Annotated in this window: 1 protein-coding gene and 1 pseudogene; both read left to right on the forward strand. The window is 37.6% G+C overall.

Annotated elements, in window-relative coordinates:
• Positions 1–462: 462 nt before the first annotated feature.
• Positions 463–1,389, forward strand: a pseudogene (repM, locus tag LOZ91_RS14505) (replication initiation protein RepM); the annotation flags it as partial.
• A 540-nt stretch (positions 1,390–1,929) separates the two neighbouring features.
• Positions 1,930–2,109 carry a hypothetical protein gene (locus LOZ91_RS14510; protein ID WP_020847111.1) on the forward strand — a complete coding sequence of 60 codons (180 nt, stop codon included), beginning with the start codon at positions 1,930–1,932 and terminating at the stop codon, positions 2,107–2,109.
• Positions 2,110–2,239 lie beyond the last annotated feature (130 nt).

Here is a 2,239-nt window from a genome sequence, read left to right on the forward strand (position 1 = left end):
GAGCGAAGCGAGCATAAAGCTTTATGAGCGAAGCGAATCCATTCTTGTTTTTAGCGTCCTAGCCGGTCTTTGAAAAAAACTGCCCCCAGGAATCGAGCGCAGCGAGATTCAATAGAGTTTGAGCGAAGCGAAAACATAGGGCAGTTTTAAATGCCGTTTTTAATTTTTTTGGGCTTTTAATAATAAAAAAGCTTTTAAATGCTTTTAAGCAGTCTGAAAGCATTGATATACGTGCGTTTCAGAGGACATAAGACGACACTTAGTGTGCTAAAAGACGACACTTAGTGTGCTAGAAATTCTCAATAAGACGACACTTAGTGTGCTTTGAAAGACAAAATAAAACATGTCGTTTTAAGCACGTTTAGTTTGCAAGATGCGACAAAATAAAATATGTCTGCTTATTGCTTCTTGATAAGGCTTCACATAAGATCAATAAGACGACATAATAAAATAAGACGCTATATGAAAGATTTAATTGTGAAAGATAACGCTTTAATTAATGCCAGCTACAATCTTGACCTAGTGGAACAACGGTTAATTCTTTTAGCAATAATTGAAGCCCGTGAAAGTGGTAAAGGTATTAATGCGAATGACCCTTTAACTATTCACGCAGAGAGCTATATCAACCACTTTGATGTATTGAAAAATGGTGCTTATCAAGCACTAAAAGAAGCCTGTAAAGACTTGTTTGCTCGTCAATTTAGCTATCAAGAACCAAGAGGAAAAGGAGTAGCTCATATTACCTCACGTTGGGTTTCTCAAATTGCATACATCGAAAAAACGGCATCTGTTGAGTTAATTTTTTCACCTGCAATTATCCCTTTAATAACTCGGCTAGAAAAACAATTTACGAGCTATGAGTTAGAGCAAGTAAAAGGGCTTTCCACTGGCTACGCCATTAGACTTTATGAACTTTTGATTGCTTGGCGTAGTAGTGGGAAAACACCAATTATTGAGCTAAGTGAGTTCAGAGAAAGATTGGGAGTATTAGAAAGTGAATATCATCGAATGCACGACTTTAAAAAGCGTGTTTTAGAACCATCATTAAAGCAAATCAATGAAAATACAGATATTACTGTCAAAGAAGAACAGCACAAAAGAGGACGTAATATTATTGGTTTTTCATTCCGATTTAAACAGAAGGCACAGCCAAAAAAACAACAAAAAACCGACCCTAAACGAGATCCAAACACACCTGATTTCTTTGTCGAAATGACCGATGCACAACGGCATTTGTTTGCACACAAATTATCTGAACTGCCCGAAGTTGGTAGCGAATATGCAGAGATCGGAGAGTCATCCGAAGACTTTACGAAACGCCTTGCAGACATGCTTTTAGAGCCAAAAAAATTCAGGATGTTTTATCCGCTACTGGAACAGCTCGGCTTTGGTTCTAAGAAAATCCAATCAGCACCAATCAAACAGGTCGATGAACCTAAGTTTATAGATTTTCCAAATATGCAGATCAACCGAATTTCTTACGGCATGTCCAGAAATAAAAAATTCAAACATTTGAAGCAAGAGAATGAATCACCTAATGATTTTATGCAACGGCTTTGCATCATGCTAAAAGACCCAAAACAGCAACTTCAATTTTACGATTTCCTAAAATCTAATCCTTGAGTTTCCCCCTCTAAAAAAGATTTCAAAACGCCCCAACTTTTGGGGCTTATTTTTATCTTTTTCAGAGGCCGTTTTTTTGTTTCTCGGAGAGAAACGCGGAAGCGTGCATTCCCTCCTGCTGTCGGAAAATGATAAATCCCCCAAACCGCTAAAAGTTGCCGATCGGCAACTTTTAAAATATCAAATTTTCACACATGGCTTAAAACCGCCTAAAATCGCCTTTAAGCGCACTTTTCTTCAAAACAGGGAAATCTAGCTAAACAGGGCTAAAAACGCCAATAAACGCAAAATAGGAGCATTTAGACCATGAAATTGAGTGATGCTGAAAAAAATAATCGTTTGTCAGAGGTGTTTTTAAAGAAATCAGATCGAGAATATTACGATTTAGAAATCACTGAAGATCATCAAAAACTTTATGATCAGTACGTTTCAGGTGATTTAAACAAGCAAGATTTTGAAGAACAACTAAACAAATTGATCAAGTAACCGAGCGAGTGTCTACGAGCGACTGAGCATTATAAAAATTTGCCCCTGCCTTTTCCCTGATTACAAGCTCCCTGTTGCTTCATAACGAGATTTACAGAGCAAAGCGACTGTAGCCACTGGCTCCATGACG

The organism is Acinetobacter sp. F-1 (assembly GCF_022869025.1).
GTDB classification, from domain to species: Bacteria; Pseudomonadota; Gammaproteobacteria; order Pseudomonadales; family Moraxellaceae; genus Acinetobacter; species Acinetobacter pseudolwoffii.